Here is an 18273-nt window from a genome sequence, read left to right as displayed (position 1 = left end):
CGCTCAGCCGCGTCGCCCGGCGTTGGCTAGAACCCACAGCAAACCGCCGGCACCCAGCGAACCGAAGGCAACGATCCAGGCAAAAGAATTGTCGCTGCCACCGGCCACGTCGAGCATCGCGCCGAAGGCCAGCGGCGCAATGAAGGCGGCGCCAAACCCGGAGAGCGAATACAAGGCCATCGCCGCACCACGTTGTGCCGGTGGCGTCGCCTGCACCAACCCGGCGGTCAGCGCCGCCGAATCGACCATGGCAGAGACGAAATAGACGATCAGCACCGTCAGCAGCAACCACCACGGCCAGGCCGCCGCCACCCCGGCAACCCAGCACAGCAGCCCGGAAGCCATCATCGCCCAACCGATCCAGCGGACACGTCCGAATTTCCCGGCGGCCTCATTACCGAGGATGCTGGCCGGCAAGCCGAACAGATTGATCAGCGCCGCGGCCTCGGTCGGCGACAGGACCGGCGCAACGACCTTGTTCAGGGCGTAGGCGAAGACGACAAAGGCCACCATCCAGGAGCGCAAACCAAAGAGTTCCCAGCAGTGACAGACGTAGCCGAGGATGAAGCGGCGCGAATCGCGGTTCGCCAGCACTGTACCGAAGCGCGGAAACCAGGGCGCCTGCTCGCCCGCCCTTCGCGCCATCGGCAGCAAGCCAACCCACATCGCCAGTGCCGCGACGAGCGGCCCGAAGGCCAGCAGGTGCATGCTCGTCCGCCAACTCATCGCGGTCGTCAGCCAGCCGGCCGACAAGAGCGAAAGACTTGTGCCAATACCGAACGCGGCGGTGTAGAAAGAAATGTAACGTGACTGCCGCTCGCCCTCGACCCGGTCGGTCAAGGCCTTGAGACCCGGCATATAGGTACCGGCCAAACCGGCGCCGGTGAGCGCCTGGAAGAATGCGCCGGAAGCGACGTCGTGCGCGAACAGGGCGAAACCGGTCGTTCCCGCAAATCCGAGCAGACAGGCGGCGACGAACACGCCGCGCGCATCGAGACGGTCGGTAATCCCCGATAGAAAGGGCACGGCCAGCATATAGCCGAAGAAGAACGCGCCGCCGACGAAGCCCGACTGCGCCCCCGTCATCGACCATTCGCCACGCAAGACCGGCAGATACGCCGCATAGGCGGCGAAGCCGGTCATGCTCAACACCTCGGACAGGCAGATCAGGGCGACGATAGCGCCGTGGGTCGTCAATTTTTTCATGATGTGTTTCAAACGTTCCTGCGCGCCCGATTGGCGGCCGGCGAAATGCCAGCCATTGCGGGACGAGACTTTACATGGACAGATATAATCAGACTACCGATAAAAATAGACCGTATCCGATAGAAAAACTCACCATTGGCCAAGCGACACCTCCCCCCACTCAACGCGCTACGCATCTTCGAAACCGCCGCCCGGGCACGCAGCCTGAGCGAAGCGGCGCGCGAACTCGGACTGACGCACGGTGCCGTCAGTCGGCAGATTCAATTGCTGGAAGACTGGCTCGGGCAGCCTTTGTTCCAGAAACACGGACAACGAAGCGTCGCGACCGACCACGCCCGCGCTTTTGCCGCCGAAATCAGCGCCGCCTTTGACCGCATCGGCGATGCCGCCATCCGCTTCGGGAAAACGCCGCACACCCGCGTACTCCGCATCAACGCCCAAACGACCTTCGCCGTACGTTGGCTAATTCCTCGCCTGCAAGGCTTCCACGAGAAACATCCGGACATCGAAATCGCCGTCGCCACTTCGAACACCGGCGACGCCGCGCAGGGCCAGCGCGTCGATGTCCTGATCCGGCGCGAACCGCTCGATCGGCCGGAATGGCGCCATTTCGACGCGCTTCCGCTGTTCGAGGAACAGTTGAGGCTGGTCGCCGCGCCCGATTTTGTCGCCCGAACCGGCCTGAACCAACTCGATGATCTGCGCCAGGTCAGCTTCGTCACCTCGGAAACTCGCGTCGGCGAATGGGAGCGCTGGCTCGAAGCCCTCGGCATCGCCGATCTGCGCCCGGCCCGCTTTCGCCGTTTCGACCACTACCACGTCGCGGTACAAGCGGTCATCGACGGACTCGGCGTCGGCATCGGCGGATTTCCGACACTGGGCAACGAACTGGCGCAGGGACGGCTCGTCACGCCCTTTCCCGGATCGGCCAAGGGCGCAACCTACGTCGCCCTGGTCCCCAAGGATGCCGACAAAACACAGGCGCTGCAATGCTTTCTCGCCTGGCTCCAAGCAGAAGGCGCCGCTACCGGAACCGCGTGATCGGGCGGCTTGCTGCGACCGCCAGACCAATCCGATTTATCGCCAAAAATCATGCGCTTTGCCCAAGCGGCCGGTATACTCCCGCCTTGGACTTTTGGAAACCTCCATGCTGCAACAGAAACTTCCTGAACTCGTCTGTCCGGCCGGCAGCCTGCCTGCCCTCAAGGCCGCGATCGACCATGGTGCCGATACGGTGTATTTCGGCTACAAGAACGACACCAACGCGCGTAACTTTGCCGGCCTCAACTTCGACCAGAAGGCGATGGTCGAAGGCATCCAATACGCCCATGCCCGCGGCCGGCAGGTGCTGATGGCGATCAACACCTTCCCGCAACCCGGACGTGAAACCGACTGGCACCGCGCCGTCGATGGCGCCGCCGATCTCGGCGTCGACGCCGTCATCCTCGCCGACGTCGGTCTGCTCGATTACGCCAGCAAGCGGCACCCCTCGCTGCGCCTGCACCTGTCCGTGCAGGGATCGGCGACCAGCTACGAAGCCGTCAATTTCGCCCACCGCGAATTTGGCATCCGGCGTGCCGTGCTGCCGCGCGTGCTGACGCTCGCGCAGGTCGAACTCGTCATCAAGAACACGCCGATCGAGATCGAGGTCTTCGGTTTCGGTAGCCTGTGTGTGATGAACGAAGGCCGGTGCTGGCTCTCGTCCTACGCCACCGGCGAATCGCCGAACACGGTCGGCGCCTGTTCGCCGGCCAAGTTCGTCAAGTGGGAAAAAGCGCCCGGACAAATGAATACCCGCCTCAACGGCATCCTGATCGACCGGCACAACGACAAGGAGCCGGCCGGCTATCCGACGCTGTGCAAAGGCCGCTTCGAAGTCAATGGATCGACCTATTACGCGCTCGAAGAGCCGACCAGCCTTAACGTCCTCGAAATGCTGCCCGAAATCGTCAAGATCGGCGTTTCCGCGATCAAGGTCGAAGGCCGCCAGCGTAGCCCGGCCTATGTCGCGCAAGTCACCCGCACGCTGCGGGCCGCGCTCGACGAACTCGGCCGCGATATCGATCACTTCAAGGTCAAGCCCGCCTGGCAAGCCGAACTCGGCAAGGTCGCCGAAGGCACGCAGATCACGCTTGGCGCCTACAACCGTCCGTGGAGATAAGCCAATGAAACTCTCGCTCGGACCCCTGTTGTATTTCTGGCCCAAGGACAAGGTGCTCGATTTCTACGCCGAGATGGCGGAGATCGCGGCCCTCGACATTCTTTACGTCGGCGAAGTCGTCTGCTCGCGCCGCCAACAACTGCGCACGGCCGACTGGCTGGCGCTGGCGCGCAAACTGACCGATGCCGGCAAGGAAGTGGTCGTCTCGGCCCAGGCGCTGCTCGAATCGGAAAGCGACCTCAAGGCGCTGCGCCGACTGATCGACGAAGCCGGTTGCAAAGTCGAGGCCAACGACCTCGGCGCCGTCAATGTCGCCGCCGGCCGTCCCTTCGTCGCCGGGCCGCACCTCAACATCTACAACGCCGCGACGCTGGCGACCTTCCAGCGCTACGGCCTCACCCGCTGGGTGCCGCCGCTCGAAGGCTCGCGCACGCTGATCGAGGCGCTGCACAAAAGTCGCCCGCAAGGCGTCGAAACCGAGGTCTTCGCGTACGGCAAACTGCCGCTGGCCTTCTCGGCGCGCTGTTTCACCGCCCGCCATTACGGTCTCAACAAGGACGACTGCCAGTTCAAGTGCATGGAGCATCCGGAAGCCATCACCCTGAAAACCCGTGAAGGACAACCCTTCCTGGCAATCAACGGCATCCAGACGATGTCGGCGCAGACCTACAACTTGCTCGCCGAGATCCCCGACATGCAGGCGATCGGTATCGATATCGCCCGCATCAGCCCACAGCCCGCGCATACCGCCGAGATCGTCGCCGCCTTCGACGCGGCACGCCGGGGTGACAAATCCGTTTCGCTTAAGCGAGAATGGGCACCCGAAGGCTTCGTCGATGGCTACTGGTTCGGCGAAGCCGGCATCGCCGCCCGGCACCAGGCTGCGCTGACCGAATTGCAAGGAGCATGAGCATGTTTGAAAACCGCTTCAAGTCGCTGACCATTCCGCGTTTCACACTGCCGGGCTTCGTTGCCACGGTCGGCAACAAGCTGCCGCAATGGCCGCACGCACTGGCACTGACCGCCGGACTCAACGCCGTAGTCAAGATGAAACTGCTGGCCGAGGACAGCCTGAACCTGCTCGAAGGCCGGACTTTCCTGATCGACGTCCTCGACACCGGCGGCCGCGCCGCCTTCACCTTCCGCAACAGCCTGTTCCGCCCGCTGTTCACGGCGCCCGAAACGCCCGACCTCGCCTTCCGCGCCAATCTGTCGGCGTTTCTGCAACTGGCGGCACGGCAGGAAGATCCCGACACGCTGTTCTTCAACCGTGAATTGTCGATCGAGGGTGACACCGAGCTCGGACTGATCGTCAAGAACATGCTTGACGCGATGGAGTGGCCGAGTTTTCCCAGCATGCCGGCGTTCCGCCACTAGGATGACGCAGCGCCGAGCACCAGGCTGAATTCCAATCGGATCGATCGACCTGGCGCGACCTTTGCGCGCCTCAGCGCATTCCCTCAGTTTTTCCCCTTCGACAGCAAATCCTTGAGATTGGCAAAGGGTTGCGCGCTCGCGCGGATCTTCGGCGACTTGCCATCGACAACGCCGGCCTGGCGGGCCGCGTCGGCGTCCAACTCGCGCGCGTGCTCGTTGTCGTGACAGTAAAGACACAGCAATTCCCAGTTGCTGCCATCCTTCGGATTGTTGTCGTGGTTGTGGTCGCGGTGATGAACCGTCAGTTGCTGCAGGTTGTCGCGCGTGAATTCGCGGGCGCAGCGGCCGCAAATCCAGGGATACAGTTTCAGCGCCTGTTCGCGATAGCCGGCTTCGCGCTGCTGGCGCTGGCGCAGCGTCTCGGCGATCATCCTGTCAGTGTGTGCTCGCTTTTCTTCCGGGCTCATGGGTGTCTCCTGAACGAGCCGCGATTGTACGATGCTACGCGCGGCATGGGATAATCACCCTTTAACGCATTGCGCCCCCGACGGCGCTCCCGGCCATGTCCTCCGCCTCTCCATTGTTGTACCTCAAGCTGTTACTTGTCGCATTTTTCTGGGGCGGTACCTGGATCGCCGGACGCCTGGCTGTCGCCGAGGCGCCACCGCTGACCGTCGCGAGTTGGCGTTTTCTGCTGGCGGCACTGATGCTCGGTGCGCTGCTGCTCAAACGTGAAGGCATTCCGCGCTGGCGCGCCGCCGAATGGCTGGGACTCGGCATTCTTGGCTTGACCGGCGTGTTCCTCTACAACCTCTGCTTTCTCAATGCATTGACCGCGGTCGAAGCCGGACGCGGCGCCCTTGTCGTCGCTTTCATTCCAGCCTTGATCGCACTCGCCGACTGGCTCCTGTTCCGCGTACCGATGTCCGGTCGCCGCGCGCTCGGCGTTCTCCTGGCCATGAGCGGCTGCCTGCTCGTGGTCACGCAGGGCGACCCCGGCCGACTTTTCGCCAAGGGCGGACTCGGACGTGGCGAATGGATGCTGCTCGGCACCGCACTCTCCTGGACGGCCTATACGCTAGCCAGCCGTCGCTATTCCGAACATCTCAGCCCGCTGGCGCTGGCTTTCGGCGGCTGCCTCTGCGGCTGGGTCATGCTGACGGTGGCCGCCCTGGCCGAAGGCAGCCTGTTCGCGCTCGGCCACATGTCCTGGGTCGGTACCAGCAGTATCGTCTTCCTCGGCGTCTTCGGAACCGCCATCGCCTTTACCTGGTATTCGGAGGGCATCAACCGGATCGGCAGCACACGCGCCGCCGCGTTCATCAATCTGGTACCAGTGTTCGCCGTGCTGCTCGGCGCCCTGCTCCTCGACGAGCGACTCGGTTCCCGCGTGCTCGCCGGTGGCGCCTGTGTGATTGCCGGCGTCCTGCTGACCAGCCAATTCAAGTTTTCGTTCCGTTCGACCGCCAAGGGCGGTTAGAATCAACGTCTGATTTGCCATGCTTGCCATGGCTCAGCCTTGAATTGTCCGCGGAGGAGATTCATGTATCAATCGATCATTACCGAAATCGATGACGGCGTCGGCATCCTGACCCTGAACCGGCCGACGCGGCACAACGCGCTCGACGAGACGCTGATCAACGAGATCACGGCCGGCCTGCAGGACCTTGAAACCAATCCGCGTGTCCATCTCGTCGTTCTCTCCTCGGTCGGCAAGAGTTTCTGCGCCGGCGCCGACATCAGTTGGCTCAAACGCGAGACCAGCAACACGCTCGAGGAAAACCTGCGCGATGCCCGCAATCTCGGGCGTTTGATGACGACGCTGAACAACCTCCGCAAACCGACGATCGGACGTATTCAGGGCCCAACCTTCGGCAGCGGCGTCGGCCTCGTCGCCTGCTGCGACATCGCCATCGCCACCTACGACGCCCAGTTCGCGCTCAGCGACGTCAAGCTCGGCATCATCCCGGCGGTCGTCAGCCCCTTCATCATGGCCGCCGTCGGCGAGCGTTTCGTTCGTCGTTACACGCTTTCCGCCGAACGCTTTTCCGCCGCCGAAGCCTATCGGATCGGTCTTGTCCATGAGGTCGTGCCGGACGAAACCGAACTCGACCAGGCACTGATCGAAATCGTCGATAGCCTGCTGAAGAACGGTCCGCAGGCCATGGCAGAATGCAAGTCTTTGGTGCGGGACCTGTCGGCGCGTCCGATCGACGACGACATCATTGAAGAAGCAGCTCAGCGAATGGCGCGCGTGCGCTCCAGCGCCGAGGGGCGTGAAGGACTCACGGCTTTTATTGAAAAGCGCAAACCGAACTGGATCGCCTGAAAAGGGTCCAAAGGTTTCCCGTGAAACCTGGACTCTTTGCCGATGACTTCCCGATCGATGCGCAACACCGTTCCTTCTCCCTGCACCGACCGCTGCTCGCTTGATCCGCAAACCGAGGTATGTCGCGGTTGCGGGCGCCACCTTGACGAGATCAGCGCCTGGGCGACCGCCACTGAAGCCGAACGCCTGGAAATTGTCGCCCGCGCGCAGGAGCGCAGAAAGGCGCTGTCATGACCGAGGACTGGCGGGAAGACCCCTATCAGTGCGTTGGCATCTGTCAACCCGGACCGGATCGTTTGTGTCGGGGTTGCGGGCGCCCGTGGGATGAGCCCACCGACGTCAATACCCCACTCCCGCAAACGCCGACAACAGCAGCCGAGCACGAACGGCAGCAATAAAGCTATCCGGTAACCGGCTGCAACATTTCCTCGACCAGCGCTACCCAGTAGCGAATGCCGATCGGCAGGATATCGTCGTTGAAATCGTAGTGCGGGTTATGTAGCGTGCAGGCGCCGGCACCACCGTCGCCATCGGCACCGTTACCGAGCCACACATAGCATCCGGGCTTTTCACGCAACATGTAGGCAAAATCTTCCGCGCCCATCGACGGCAATTCGCCGGTTCGGACGTTGTCCTCGCCGACCACCCGCGCCGCGACCTTCTGGCAGATCACCGCTTCGTCAGGATAATTGATCGTCGGCGGATAGCGTTGATCGAAACGCACCGACAGGGTCGCACCAAAGGTCTTGCCGACGCCGCCGCACAACGCTTCCATGCTGCGTTCGATGCGTTGCTGGATCTCCGGTCGGAAGCTGCGGATCGTGCCGCGCAGGAAGACCTCGTCGGGAATGACGTTAAAGGCTTCGCCACCATGAATCTGCGTGACGCTGACCACCGCCGGATCGCAGGGATGGATTTCGCGCGAGACGATCGTTTGCAAGGCCAGAACCATATGACTTGCCGCCACCACCGCGTCGATGCCCTGATGCGGCATGCCGGCGTGACACCCTTTACCGCGAACGCAGATTTCGAAACAGCAGGTGCCCGCCATGACCGGACCGGGCATGACCGCCATTTCGCCGACGGGAATACCCGGCCAGTTATGCAGACCGAACACCGCATCCATCGGAAACTGATCGAACAAGCCGTCCTTGACCATCACCAAGGCACCGCCTTCGGATTCCTCGGCCGGCTGGAAAATGAAATGCACGGTGCCGTCAAAATCGATGGCATCCCGATGCTGACTCAGATAACGCGCCGCGCCCAGGAGCATCGCCGTATGGCCGTCGTGACCGCAGGCGTGCATGCACCCGGCGTGCGTCGAACGATGCGCAAAGTCGTTCTTCTCGGCCACCGGCAGCGCATCCATGTCGGCACGCAAGCCGATCGCACGCGCACTGCTTCCTTTCCGCAGCACGCCGACAACCCCCGTTCCCGCCAGACCACGATGCACATCAAGGCCGCACGCGGAAAGTTCGCGCGCGACAAGATCGGCAGTACGGTGCTCGTTGAACGACAACTCGGGGTGGGCATGCAGATCGCGGCGGATGGCCACGATATCGGAAAGGAAAGTCAGGTCTTGCTGGCTCATGGTAAGGACCGAGAATGCAGAGCAGTTAGTGTAGTCCAGGCCGGCTTGCCCGTACACGGAGGCTTCCGCTATGCTGACGCCCATGCACATCGTCATCATCAGCGGCCTGTCCGGATCGGGGAAGTCGATCGCCCTCAACATGCTCGAGGACGCTGCCTACTATTGCGTGGACAATCTGCCCTCGCCTTTGTTGCAGTCGCTCGTCGACCATCTCTCAGGCCAGGGCTGCGAACGCCTCGCGGTTGCCATCGACAGTCGCGGCGGCGACAGCATCGCCACCTTGCCGCAACAACTCAAGCGCTTGCGGGAAGAGCGACACGACCTGCATTTCCTCTTCCTCGACGCCAAGAGCGACACCCTGCTCAAGCGCTATTCAGAAACCCGGCGGCGTCACCCGCTCGCCAGCAGTACCTCGACGCTAGCTGAGGCGATTGCCGAAGAACGACAGCGACTGGCGAGCCTGTCAAACCTCGGACACCACATCGATACTAGCGAACTCAAGCCCAACGCCCTGCGCGAGTGGGTGCGACAGTTCGTCCTGCTCGACGCCGGCCCGACGCTGACGCTGTTGTTCGAATCCTTCGGCTTCAAACACGGCGTGCCACTCGACGCCGAACTCGTCTTCGACGTCCGTTGCCTGCCCAACCCGCACTACGAACCGGCGCTCCGCCCCCTCACCGGTCGCGACGACGCGGTGGTCGCTTTTCTCGAGGCTGCCCCCGAAGTCTGTCGCATGCGCGAGGACATCGCCGGTTTCGTCGATCGCTGGCTGCCCTGCTACATCCGTGACAACCGCAGCTACCTGACGGTCGGCATCGGCTGCACCGGCGGGCAGCACCGTTCGGTATATTTCGCTGAGTGGCTGGCCCGGCATTTCAAGGACAAGGCGCACGTCCTCGTCCGTCACCGGGAATTGGCGCCCTCGTCTTCGCTCCCCCAATGAACTGGTTGCGGCTATTCCGTCCCGGCGACTGGCTGCTCGCCCTGTTGTCCGTGCTTGTCTGTGTCGCGACCATTCCCTTTGCCTGGCAACACGGCAACGGCGAGCGCGCCATCGTTCGTCGCGGCGGCGACGTCGTCGCCGAACTCGACCTGTCGCGCAATCAACGCATCGACGTCATCGGACCGATCGGCACCACCGTCGTCGCGGTCGATCAAGGCCGCGTCCGGGTCGCTTCCGATCCCGGCAGCCATCAATACTGCGTTCGCCAGGGATGGTTGAAGCGCGCCGGCGAAATTGCCATTTGCGCCCCCAACCAGGTCAGCGTCCAGGTCGAAGGACGAAACAAAGCCTATGACTCGCTCAGTTACTAACCTGACCACCACCCCGGAAGATCACCGCATCGCCCGGCTGGCCGCCGCGGCGATCGGGCTCTCACTCGTCGACGCGGCGATCCCAATGCCGCTACCGGGTATCAAGCCGGGACTCGCCAACATCGTCACGCTGATCGTCATCGCCCGGCACGGCTGGGGCGCGGCGGTCTGGGTTTGCTTGTTGCGCGTCATTGCCGGCGGACTGCTGCTCGGGCAATTTCTCTCGCCGGGCTTTTTCATGAGCCTGACCGGCGCCCTCTGCAGCCTGGCCGTGCTGGCCATCGCCTCACGCCTGCCCAAGCGCTGGTTCGGCCCGATCAGCTGGAGTCTCGCCGCCTCGTTCGCCCATATCGGCGGACAACTGCTGCTCGCCCGTCTCTGGCTGATTCCACATGACGGTCTGTACTACCTCGTCCCATTCTTCACCGCGGCGGCGACGGTCTTCGGTATCATCAACGGTCTGATCGCTGCCCGTCTCATTGCCGAACATCCCTCTTTCTCGACTCAGGACCCCCATGGCTAAAACAGTCTGTCTTGCCTTCACCGGCGCGTCCGGAATGCCTTACGGCCTGCGTCTGCTCGACTGTCTCCTGCAGCAAGGCTGTCGCGTCCAACTCTTGTACTCACAAGTCGCGCAAATTGTCGCCCGCCAGGAAATGGCACTCGAACTCCCGGCGCGTCCGAAGGAGGCGCAAGCGTTCCTGCGCGAACGCTTCGCTTCGGCACCCGGAACGCTTGAGGTTTTCGGCCGCGAGGAATGGTTCGCCCCGGTCGCCAGCGGCTCCAATCCGCCCGATGCGATGATCGTCTGTCCCTGCACTATGGGAACGCTCGCCGCCATCGCGCAAGGTCTCGCCAGCAACCTCATCGAACGGGCCGCTGACGTTGCGCTGAAGGAAGGTCGCCGCCTGATTTTGGTTCCCCGTGAAACACCGCTGTCGGTCATCCACCTCGAAAACATGCTGCGCCTCGCCCGGGCCGGTGCGGTGATCCTGCCGCCGGCGCCCGGCTTCTATCATCATCCGGAATCGATCGACGATCTCGTCGATTTTGTCGTCGCACGCGTCCTTGATCAGATTGGTGTCACTCACACACTGATGGCGCGCTGGGGTGCCGAATCAGAAGCCGACAGTCAAGACAATCGTTGAATACAGAACCCCGTCATGTACTTTTTTTGCATTGTTCTCAACCTCGTCAGCGCCTTGTCAATAAGCGCTCACTTTCTCCGAACAGGCCATTTGGCAATCGCTATTCTCTGCCTGCTACTTCCCTTGTTATTTTTCCACAGGCAACGCCGCAGCCTCTGGGGCTTACAGGTTTATGCCTATCTGGCCGCAGTTATGTGGCTGTACACCGGTGCGCAAATCGTCGCCATGCGCCTCTCGGCCGGGCAAGCTTGGGCCAAGGCTGCCGCGATCATCGGTGTCGTTTCGCTGCTGGCGGTTCTCGCCGGCGCCTTGCTCAACCACTCGACGCTGCGCGACCGTTATCCGCGATCGAAGCCGCGTTCAGGCCGCTGAATTCCGGCCTGGCCGCACCTTAGTCATCCGCCGAGGTATCGGTCTTGCGCGCCTTTTTGTCGGGCAGCGACGGCGTCGGACGACGCCCGTCGATCAGATGGCGAATGCCCATGATCGGATGATGCCGTAGCATCCGGGGTCCGGCCCAGCGCATGACCACCCGGACCTGTTCGCGTCGCGACGCGGCATAGCAATGAACCAGGCACTTGTTGCAGGTTGGCTTGGCGTCGCCGAAGGGACAACGTTGCAGACGCCGTTCGGCATAGTCGAGCAAATCGCTGCAGGCGCTGCAGAGGGCGTCTTGCGTATCGTGGTGCGCCCGGCAATAGAGACGGAGCATCGCCGCAATCGTCTTTAGTTCGCGCGCACGCCGGATGAAGCGCTTGTCTGTCCTGAAGCCGCTCATGCAAAGGTGTCCCAGGCGAATTTCAAGATCAAGGCGCTGACGACACCCAGAAACACGCGACGCACGAAACCGCTGCCGTGTCTCAACGCAAGATGGGCGCCGAGGAAGGAACCGAGCACATTGGCGGTCGCCATCACCACCGCTGCCGCCGGCAGGTAAAAACCATTGGGCAGAAAATACCCGATCGCCGCGACGTTGGTCGCAATATTCACCACTTTGGCCGCCGCCGACGCATGCAGAAAATCAAAGCCGAAAAAGCGAATGAACAGAAAAATCAGAAAGCTACCGGCCCCAGGACCGAAAAATCCATCGTAAAAACCGATTGCTGCACCCAGCAGCAAGGCATAGAAAAACTCCCGCACACCGCCATGCTGCGGACGGTGAACTGAGCCAAAGTCTTTGCGCCAGAAGGTATAGATCGCCGAAGCGATCAACAGGATAAGGATCATCGGGCGCAAGAGATCGCGCGGCAACCAGGCGACTGACATGGCCCCGATGTAAGAAAAAACAAAGGCGGCGGCCGCCGCCGACAGGGTCGCCCGCCAAGGCATATTGACACGGCGTATATAGCGATATGCGGCGTTCGATGTGCCAAAGACGCTGGCGATCTTGTTCGTTCCGAACAGCGTGGCTGGCACTTCCTTGGGCAATATCGAAAACAGCGCCGGCAACTGGATCAAACCTCCGCCCCCAACAACCGCATCGATAAATCCGGCAAACAGCGCGGCAATTCCCAGCATTGCCAGCGGCAAGGTTTCGATCATTCCCTATTTTCCGATACAGAAGCGGCCAAAAATCTCGCCGAGCAGATCGTCGGCGGTAAATTCGCCGGTTATTGAAGACAGCGCGCGCTGCGCCAGGCGCAGTTCTTCGGCGAACAGTTCGAGTTGCGGTAGTTGCGCACGGGCCATGCCGATATGATTTCCGGTGTCGGCCAAGGCCCTTAGATGGCGCTCACGGGCGATGAAGACGTCCTCGGCCGGATGCCATCCGGCGATCCGCAACAATTCATCTCGCAACAAACCAATGCCCTCGCCCGTCTTGGCCGAAAGCCGAATCTCGACGCCATCCCGCGTTTGCGAGCGTGCCACCGGGCAACCCGCCAAATCCGCCTTGTTGCACACGGTAATGCGCACAATCCCAGGCGCCAACCGGGCGATGATCTCAGCATCGGCTGGCGTCACGCCAACCCGGGCATCGACCAGCAGCAATACAACATCGGCGCGCTCGATCTCGCGCCAGGTCCGCTCAATCCCGATCCGCTCAACCTCGTCATTGGTCTCGCGCAAGCCGGCGGTGTCAATGACGTGCAGCGGAATCCCTTCAATTTGCAAACTACCCCGGACGACATCGCGAGTGGTTCCGGCGATTGGCGTGACGATTGCCAGTTCGTCACCGGCCAAACGGTTCAAGAGGCTCGATTTGCCGACATTTGGCTGCCCGACGATCACTACATGCAGGCCGCTTTGCAACAAGCGTCCTTGGTGCGCCCGATCACGCACGCTGGCCAATCGGGCCTGCAAGCGATCGAGACGTCCGAAGGCATCGGCCGCTTCGAGAAAATCGATTTCCTCATCGGGAAAATCCAGCGTGGCCTCGGTCAGTGCCCGCAACTCGGTCAACTGATCGAGGAGAAAATGAATCTCACGGGAAAAATCGCCGTGTAGCGAGCGGACTGCACTGCGCGCGGCCGCAACCGTGGATGCATCGATCAGATCGGCAACGGCTTCGGCCTGTGCCAGATCCAGCTTGCCGTTGAGAAAGGCACGGCGGGTGAATTCCCCCGGTTCCGCAAGCCTGGCACCAAGATCCAGGCAGCGCGACAACAACAGTTGCAGCACCATCGGGCCACCGTGGCCATGTAACTCGATGACGTCTTCACCGGTGAAGGAATACGGCGCCGGAAAATACAGGATCAGGCCGGTATCGAGCAGGCTGTCGTCAGCTGCGAGGAAATCGACCAGCGTCGCCACGCGCGGCACCGGTAATTTTCCACACAGTGCTTGGGCATAGGCGCCGATAGTGCGCCCGGAGAGTCTGACGATCCCCACCCCGCCCCGCCCGGAGGCGGTGGCGATGGCGGCGATCGTTTCGCTTGGGACCGCTCGGTCAGGCTTTGGCGTCGTTGGCGGCTTTTCCACCACTTTCGATCATCCGCGTGATCTGCCATTGCTGGGCAATGGAAAGGATGTTGTTAACCACCCAGTACAGCACGAGACCCGCCGGGAAGAAGAGGAACATCGCACCGAAAATGATCGGCATCAGCAACATCACCTTGGCCTGGATAGGATCGGGCGGCGTCGGATTCAGCTTGGTCTGGATGAACATGGTGATAACCATGATGATCGGCAGAACAAAATACGGATCCTTCGACGACAAATCATGAATCCAGAGCGTCCAAGGCGCATCACGCATTTCCACGGCCCCCAGAAGCGCCCAATACAAGGCGATGAAGACCGGGATCTGGATGACGATCGGCAAACAGCCACCCAGCGGATTGATTTTCTCGCTCTTGTAGAGATTCATCATCTCGGTGTTGAGTTTCTGCTTGTCATCGCCATAACGCTCCTTGAGCGCATTCAGGCGCGGCGTAACAGCCTTCATCTTGGCCATCGACTTGTAGCTCGCCGCCGACAGCGGGAAGAACAGCAATTTGATGAAAATCGTCAGGATGATGATGGCCCAGCCCCAGTTACCCACCAGCTTGTGGATAACTTCCAGACACCAGAAGATCGGTGCGGCGACGATCGTCAGCCAACCGTAATCCACCACCAGCGGCAGACCCTTGGCACCAATGCCGCCTTCGGCCACAGGTTTTGCAAGCTGATCGAGCGTCGACTGGATTTGCGGACCGGCGAACAGGGAAACCGACTGGCTCGCCTTCGCACCGGTCGCCACAGGCGGAATAGGAACGATCAAACCGGCAGTAACGACGCTGGTTCCGTCAAGCTTGCGTACAAAGAATTCACGCGGCAGCTTTTCCTCGGGAACCCAGGCCGACACGAAATAGTGCTGAACCATGGCCATCCAGCCGTTATCAGCCTTTTCGACGAACTTCGCCTTGCCCTTCTCGATATCCTTGAACTCGACCTTCTGGAATTTTTCCTGCTCGGTATAAAGCGCCGGACCGGTAAAGGTGCTGACCGTGCTGCTCTCGCCTTCCGGCGTTTCCGTATCGCGCTGCAGCTGGAAATACGCATGCGGGGCCAAATCCTTGCCGCTACCGTTCTCGATTTCGTGCGTCACGCCGATCAGATAGCTGCCGCGGGTAAAGGTGTAGATTTTCGCGACCTTGATACCGCCAGTGACAGATTCAAGCCGCAATTGCAGGGTTTTGTCGTCGGCACCGAGTTCACGGGCGCCCTTAACGGCAGTAAATCGCGTCTTGTGATTCGGCAATCCGTCCCCGATCAGGCCGCTTTGCGCCAGATACTGGTGCTTTGCCTCAAACAGCGAAAACGGCTTGTCCTTGTCGGTGACCGACTTGTACTTGCTCAGGTCCAACCCGACAATATCGCCGCCAAGCGTCGAAATTGAAGCGGTAAAGAGATCCGTCTTGATTGTGACGACATCGGCTTTCGCGTCAGCTGGCGTCACCGCCGCGACAGCGGCCGTTTGTCCGGGCACAACAGCCTTCGCGGCTGTCGTCGATGTTGGTGCTGGAACCGAGCCACTGGCAGGGGCCGCAGCAACTTGGGTCTGAGCCGGAACGGGTGGCTGATTGTATTTTTGCCAGGCATCCCAAAGCATGACCAGCGAGAACGAGAATATCAGCAGTAGAACCAGGCGCTTATTGTCCATGAACGGCCTATGTCAGTAATCAGGGGACGGGATCAACACCACCCGGATTCCACGGGTGGCAACGGGAAAGACGTGCAATTCCAAGGCGCATACCTTTTAGGGCGCCATACTTCTGAACTGCTTCCGCAGCATATTCGGAGCAACTCGGATAAAAACGGCACCGCTGCCCGAGCATCGGGCTGATGGCATACTGATAAAAGCGAATCATCGCCAACAGCAAGGATCTCATGGCGTCACCGTCGAGTTGTGCTCATCTTGTCGAACAAGCTCTGCATTTCCTCGGCCAAAGCGCGTCGATCGAGCTCGGCCGGTCGTGTGGCAAGACGCAATACAAGATCTCTCTGGACCAGTCGGCTTCGGATCAGGCGAAAGCTTTCCCGAGCCAATCGGCGAATTAGATTTCGATCTACCGAACGCCGCAACAAACGCTTCGCGACAACCAGCCCCAATCGAGGACCTGTCTGTTCGCTCTCTGTTTGAGGCCGGTAATGTAGCAGGAAATGCCGGCTTTTGACTGCTTTCCGAAAACCAAAAACGGATGAAAATTCATCCGTTTTTATCAGTCGATAGTGCCTTGGAAACGTAGCTCGTGTCACGGGCATTTGCCCTTGACCGGATAACCGTCGAATCAGACAGCCAGACGATGCCGGCCTTTGGCGCGACGAGCACGAATTACGGCGCGACCTCCACGGGTGGCCATGCGGACGAGAAAGCCATGGGTGCGTTTACGGCGGACGACGGACGGTTGGTAGGTACGTTTCATGATCAAACCTTCAGGGATTGTTACAAGGTTACAAAGTAAACGCGCAATTAGACATGCTTAGCTTGTTGTTTGTCAAGCTTAAATTTGTGAATTAGCTGTGGATAACTTCTCCCCATCGGGGTAAAATCCTTCCTCCATGGGAGTCCATGGCTTAATCCGCGCTGAACGATCGCAGTCAGTATTGGTGTATCGATTACCGCGATTCTTTTTCATTCTCTGCCTCGCCAGAAATAAAGTTTATATCCTTCTCCCGCAATGAGCAGCTTTTGGACATCCTGTTTGGCCCAGTTCGAACAAGAACTCCCGCCACAACAATTCAACACCTGGATTCGCCCGCTTCGGTTAATCGGAGAAGACGATCCCGCCAATGGCTTGCATCTGATCGCACCCAACGGCTTCATTCTCAAATGGGTCAAGGAGCGCTATCTCGCCCGGATCGAAGAGCTGGGCCAGGTATTTTTTTCCGAACCAGTATCCGTATCGCTGTCGTTGGCGGATCGCGCAAGCTCCGCCGTAACGCCGACAAAGCAATTGCCGTTGCCGCCCCCGGTTCAAGCACCTGCGGCACCGGTTGGATTACCGCCAGCGACGATCGAACGGCCGCTCGACAAGACACGCTCTCCTTACGAAAAGACCCGACTGATTCCCGGATTTACCTTTGACAACCTCATCGTCGGCAAAGCGAACGACCTTGCCCGAGCCGCCTCAATGCAGGTCGCGCTGAATCCCGGCGGCCTTGCTTACAACCCGATGTTCATTTACGGCGGCGCCGGGCTCGGTAAGACGCACTTGATTCACGCCATCGGCAACCACATCCTCAAGCAGAATCCGGATACGGTCGTTCGCTACGTTCACGCTGAAGACTATTATTCGGACGTCGTTCGCGCTTATCAAACAAAGTCCTTCGACGTCTTCAAACGCTATTACCGCTCGCTCGATGTGCTGCTGTTGGATGACGTTCAGTTCTTCAACGGAAAAAATCGTACGCAAGAGGAATTTTTCTTTGTTTTCAATGCATTGATTGAGGCAAAGAAGCAAATCGTCATCAGTTGCGACACCTATCCAAAAGATATTTCGGGACTCGAGGATCGACTGATCACTCGATTCGACTGGGGTTTGACGGTGCAGATTGAACCGCCTGAGATCGAAATGCGGGTAGCGATCCTCAAGAAGAAGGCAGAAGCGGAAAGCGTTCAACTGGACGATGAAGTCGCCTTTTACATTGCCAAGCATCTTCGCTCCAACGTCCGAGAACTCGAAGGCGCACTCAAGAAGGTGCTCGCTTATGCCGCGTTCCACGGACGTCGCATTGACCTCGATCTTGCCAAGGAGTCTCTCAAGGACGTCGTTGGCGCGGTCAACCGGCAAATCACCGTCGAAAATATCCAAAAGACCGTCGCCGACTATTACAAGATCAAGGTTGCTGATCTCTTCTCGAGCAAACGGACCCGCCAGGTGGTCCGCCCAAGACAAGTAGCCATGTGGCTCTCCAAGAATCTGACCTCGCAGAGCTATCCGGCAATCGGAGAATCCTTCGGCGGTCGCGACCACACGACGGTGTTGCATGCGGTAAGAACGATTGAAGCGTTGCGCGCGAAAGACAACGAGCTAAATCACGACGTCCACGTGCTGCTACAGGTGTTAAAAGGATAGCAATGTTGATGACCGGTGTAATTTCATGTGGATAATATGTTGGAAATTACCTTGTTTTTGTGAAGTGCCATTTTTATTCAAAGTTATCCACAGCGACATACAGAGTTTCTTCAACGCCGATTTTTTATTGTAAGTAACTGAATTAAAAATAT

Annotated in this window: 23 protein-coding genes; 13 read left to right on the top strand and 10 right to left on the bottom strand. The window is 60.2% G+C overall.

What is annotated here, in order from left to right; translation table 11 throughout:
• Positions 1-3: 3 nt before the first annotated feature.
• Entirely contained in the window at positions 4-1206 is a 1203-nt protein-coding gene (locus tag BLR25_RS02360) for an MFS transporter (RefSeq protein ID WP_091933649.1), read from the bottom strand.
• A gap of 135 nt (positions 1207-1341) precedes the next feature.
• Between BLR25_RS02360 and BLR25_RS02355 the strand changes: the two genes are divergently transcribed.
• From BLR25_RS02355 to ubiT, 4 genes are all read left to right on the top strand, one after another.
• Positions 1342-2247 (top strand): LysR substrate-binding domain-containing protein, encoded by a 906-nt coding sequence (locus tag BLR25_RS02355; protein ID WP_091932698.1) that lies wholly within the window; start codon positions 1342-1344, stop codon positions 2245-2247.
• Positions 2248-2353: 106 nt separating this feature from the next.
• Positions 2354-3367, top strand: coding sequence for a ubiquinone anaerobic biosynthesis protein UbiU (ubiU, locus tag BLR25_RS02350; RefSeq protein ID WP_091932697.1), 1014 nt, complete (start codon positions 2354-2356; stop codon positions 3365-3367).
• 4 nt (positions 3368-3371) lie between these two features.
• Complete coding sequence (locus BLR25_RS02345) at positions 3372-4277, top strand: U32 family peptidase (RefSeq protein ID WP_091932693.1); 906 nt, start codon at positions 3372-3374, stop codon at positions 4275-4277.
• Between the two features lie 2 nt (positions 4278-4279).
• Positions 4280-4744: a ubiquinone anaerobic biosynthesis accessory factor UbiT gene (ubiT, locus tag BLR25_RS02340; protein WP_091932690.1), complete on the top strand. Its 465-nt coding sequence runs from the start codon at positions 4280-4282 to the stop codon at positions 4742-4744.
• Positions 4745-4827: 83 nt separating this feature from the next.
• Here the strand turns inward: ubiT and BLR25_RS02335 are convergent, their stop codons facing one another.
• On the bottom strand, positions 4828-5211 hold the full coding sequence (locus BLR25_RS02335; protein ID WP_091932686.1) for a YajD family HNH nuclease: 384 nt from the start codon (positions 5209-5211) through the stop codon (positions 4828-4830).
• A gap of 95 nt (positions 5212-5306) precedes the next feature.
• On the opposite strand from BLR25_RS02335, the gene BLR25_RS02330 reads away from it, so the two are divergent.
• The 3 genes from BLR25_RS02330 (at position 5307) to BLR25_RS02320 (ending at position 7307) form a co-directional block, all read left to right on the top strand.
• Positions 5307-6224 carry a DMT family transporter gene (locus BLR25_RS02330; RefSeq protein WP_091932682.1) on the top strand — a complete coding sequence of 306 codons (918 nt, stop codon included), beginning with the start codon at positions 5307-5309 and terminating at the stop codon, positions 6222-6224.
• 63 nt (positions 6225-6287) lie between these two features.
• Entirely contained in the window at positions 6288-7073 is a 786-nt protein-coding gene (locus tag BLR25_RS02325) for an enoyl-CoA hydratase/isomerase family protein (RefSeq protein ID WP_091932679.1), read from the top strand.
• Positions 7074-7115: 42 nt separating this feature from the next.
• On the top strand, positions 7116-7307 hold the full coding sequence (locus BLR25_RS02320; protein ID WP_091932675.1) for a DUF1289 domain-containing protein: 192 nt from the start codon (positions 7116-7118) through the stop codon (positions 7305-7307).
• A gap of 166 nt (positions 7308-7473) precedes the next feature.
• Here BLR25_RS02320 and BLR25_RS02315 read toward each other — a convergent pair whose 3' ends face one another.
• On the bottom strand, positions 7474-8664 hold the full coding sequence (locus BLR25_RS02315) for a M20 aminoacylase family protein (protein WP_091932663.1): 1191 nt from the start codon (positions 8662-8664) through the stop codon (positions 7474-7476).
• Between the two features lie 82 nt (positions 8665-8746).
• On the opposite strand from BLR25_RS02315, the gene rapZ reads away from it, so the two are divergent.
• The 5 genes from rapZ (at position 8747) to BLR25_RS02290 (ending at position 11498) form a co-directional block, all read left to right on the top strand.
• A complete protein-coding gene (gene rapZ / locus BLR25_RS02310; protein WP_091933645.1) occupies positions 8747-9607 on the top strand; it encodes an RNase adapter RapZ in 861 nt (286 codons plus the stop codon).
• Entirely contained in the window at positions 9604-9978 is a 375-nt protein-coding gene (locus BLR25_RS02305) for a NusG domain II-containing protein (protein ID WP_091932662.1), read from the top strand. Before rapZ ends, BLR25_RS02305 begins: the two co-directional genes overlap by 4 nt.
• The gene (locus tag BLR25_RS02300) at positions 9959-10501 is read left to right on the top strand and encodes a Gx transporter family protein (protein WP_091932656.1); all 543 of its coding nucleotides are present in this window, start codon (positions 9959-9961) and stop codon (positions 10499-10501) included. Before BLR25_RS02305 ends, BLR25_RS02300 begins: the two co-directional genes overlap by 20 nt.
• Positions 10494-11126 carry a flavin prenyltransferase UbiX gene (locus BLR25_RS02295; protein ID WP_091932654.1) on the top strand — a complete coding sequence of 211 codons (633 nt, stop codon included), beginning with the start codon at positions 10494-10496 and terminating at the stop codon, positions 11124-11126. The genes BLR25_RS02300 and BLR25_RS02295 overlap by 8 nt, the downstream gene beginning before the upstream one ends.
• Before the next feature lie 192 nt (positions 11127-11318).
• Positions 11319-11498: a hypothetical protein gene (locus tag BLR25_RS02290; protein WP_091932652.1), complete on the top strand. Its 180-nt coding sequence runs from the start codon at positions 11319-11321 to the stop codon at positions 11496-11498.
• Between the two features lie 19 nt (positions 11499-11517).
• Here BLR25_RS02290 and BLR25_RS02285 read toward each other — a convergent pair whose 3' ends face one another.
• The 7 genes from BLR25_RS02285 to rpmH are packed head-to-tail and all read right to left on the bottom strand — an operon-like array spanning position 11518 to position 16468.
• On the bottom strand, positions 11518-11904 hold the full coding sequence (locus BLR25_RS02285; protein ID WP_091932651.1) for a nitrous oxide-stimulated promoter family protein: 387 nt from the start codon (positions 11902-11904) through the stop codon (positions 11518-11520).
• Complete coding sequence (locus BLR25_RS02280) at positions 11901-12668, bottom strand: sulfite exporter TauE/SafE family protein (protein WP_091932650.1); 768 nt, start codon at positions 12666-12668, stop codon at positions 11901-11903. Before BLR25_RS02280 ends, BLR25_RS02285 begins: the two co-directional genes overlap by 4 nt.
• A 3-nt stretch (positions 12669-12671) precedes the next feature.
• The gene (mnmE, locus tag BLR25_RS02275; RefSeq protein WP_218122596.1) at positions 12672-14045 is read right to left on the bottom strand and encodes a tRNA uridine-5-carboxymethylaminomethyl(34) synthesis GTPase MnmE; all 1374 of its coding nucleotides are present in this window, start codon (positions 14043-14045) and stop codon (positions 12672-12674) included.
• A complete protein-coding gene (yidC, locus tag BLR25_RS02270) occupies positions 14014-15705 on the bottom strand; it encodes a membrane protein insertase YidC (protein ID WP_091932645.1) in 1692 nt (563 codons plus the stop codon). The genes mnmE and yidC overlap by 32 nt, the downstream gene beginning before the upstream one ends.
• A 19-nt stretch (positions 15706-15724) precedes the next feature.
• On the bottom strand, positions 15725-15934 hold the full coding sequence (yidD, locus tag BLR25_RS02265) for a membrane protein insertion efficiency factor YidD (protein ID WP_091932643.1): 210 nt from the start codon (positions 15932-15934) through the stop codon (positions 15725-15727).
• Positions 15935-15938: 4 nt separating this feature from the next.
• Positions 15939-16307, bottom strand: coding sequence for a ribonuclease P protein component (gene rnpA / locus BLR25_RS02260; protein ID WP_091932641.1), 369 nt, complete (start codon positions 16305-16307; stop codon positions 15939-15941).
• Between the two features lie 26 nt (positions 16308-16333).
• The gene (gene rpmH / locus BLR25_RS02255) at positions 16334-16468 is read right to left on the bottom strand and encodes a 50S ribosomal protein L34 (RefSeq protein ID WP_091932639.1); all 135 of its coding nucleotides are present in this window, start codon (positions 16466-16468) and stop codon (positions 16334-16336) included.
• Positions 16469-16723: 255 nt separating this feature from the next.
• Here rpmH and dnaA point away from each other — a divergent pair, with 255 nt between their 5' ends.
• Positions 16724-18121 (top strand): chromosomal replication initiator protein DnaA, encoded by a 1398-nt coding sequence (dnaA, locus tag BLR25_RS02250; RefSeq protein WP_091932638.1) that lies wholly within the window; start codon positions 16724-16726, stop codon positions 18119-18121.
• The last annotated feature ends 152 nt before the right edge of the window (positions 18122-18273 follow it).

The sequence above is a fragment of the Propionivibrio dicarboxylicus genome, assembly GCF_900099695.1.
Taxonomy (GTDB): domain Bacteria; phylum Pseudomonadota; class Gammaproteobacteria; order Burkholderiales; family Rhodocyclaceae; genus Propionivibrio; species Propionivibrio dicarboxylicus.
Note: the sequence above shows the minus strand (reverse complement) of the source record. Positions and strands in the feature narration are given on the sequence as shown.